Origin of the sequence: Gilliamella sp. CG25 (genome assembly GCF_046635705.1) — a bacterium.
Classification (GTDB): domain Bacteria; phylum Pseudomonadota; class Gammaproteobacteria; order Enterobacterales; family Orbaceae; genus Gilliamella; species Gilliamella apicola_I.
Genome location: NZ_JBIDFJ010000027.1, coordinates 1 through 1,100, shown reverse-complemented (window position 1 = coordinate 1,100; position 1,100 = coordinate 1). Strand labels below are relative to the sequence as shown.

General features: G+C 48.8%; 1 pseudogene. It reads right to left on the bottom strand.

The window, feature by feature from the left end:
• Window positions 1-243 precede the first annotated feature (243 nt).
• Window positions 244-1,100 (bottom strand): annotated as a pseudogene (locus ACGH6P_RS10975) (IS4-like element IS50R family transposase); the annotation flags it as partial.

The window sequence follows — 1,100 nt, the reverse complement described above, 5'->3', positions numbered from 1 at the left end:
CAAGTGTAGCGGTCACGCTGCGCGTAACCACCACACCCGCCGCGCTTAATGCGCCGCTACAGGGCGCGTCCCATTCGCCAATCCGGATATAGTTCCTCCTTTCAGCAAAAAACCCCTCAAGACCCGTTTAGAGGCCCCAAGGGGTTATGCTAGTTATTGCTCAGCGGTGGCAGCAGCCAACTCAGCTTCCTTTCGGGCTTTGTTAGCAGCCGGATCTCAGTGGTGGTGGTGGTGGTGCTCGAGTTAGATTTTGATACCCTGGGCCATTAAATCTTTGGCGGCCAGAAAGCCATCCAGTTTGCTCTGGAGTGCTTCCCAACCTTCCCACAGGGCACCCCAAGAGGCAATGCCCGTTCGTTTAGAATCCATAAAACCGCCTAAGCGTGCAATCGCCATATAGGCCCACTGTAATGAGCCGGCTTTTTCTTTGCGTTTGCGTTTGCCTTTATCTAAATAACCTAATAACTGACATTCATCAGGTGTCAGAACGGTTTCGGCGCTCTGAGATTCAACATGTTCGGCTTCTTTCAGCAGACCCTGAGCACGTAAGGCCTGTGGAGGGGTAAAAGATTCGCGCAGCTGTAATAAGCGAACGGCCACAAAAGACAGGATACTCACCATGCGTTCTAAATTATCCGGTTCTTCCATGCGCTGACGTTCCGCGCCCGCGCCGGTTTTCCATGCTTTATGAAATTCTTCGATACGCCAACGATGTGTATATATATCGATCACGCGCAGTGCCTGTGCTAAAGATTCAACTGGTTCACTTGTCAGCAGCAGCCATTTCAGTGGTGTTTCGCCTTTAGGAGGATTAATTTCTTCCGCTAACACGGCATTCAGGGTGATATTACCCTGTTTCAGGGTAATGCGACCAGAGCGTAAGCTCAGACTCGCTTTGCGAGCCGGACGATTTTTACGTTTACCGCGTTTATCAACAACGCCTTTCTGTGGAATTGAAATCTGATAGCCACCCAGTTCTGGCTGATTTTTTAAATGATCATATAAATACAGACCAGATTCCACATCTTTACGAGGATGTTTAGAGCGAACCACAAAACGTTCATTATGTGCCAGTTTATCCTGTAAATATGCATGAATAT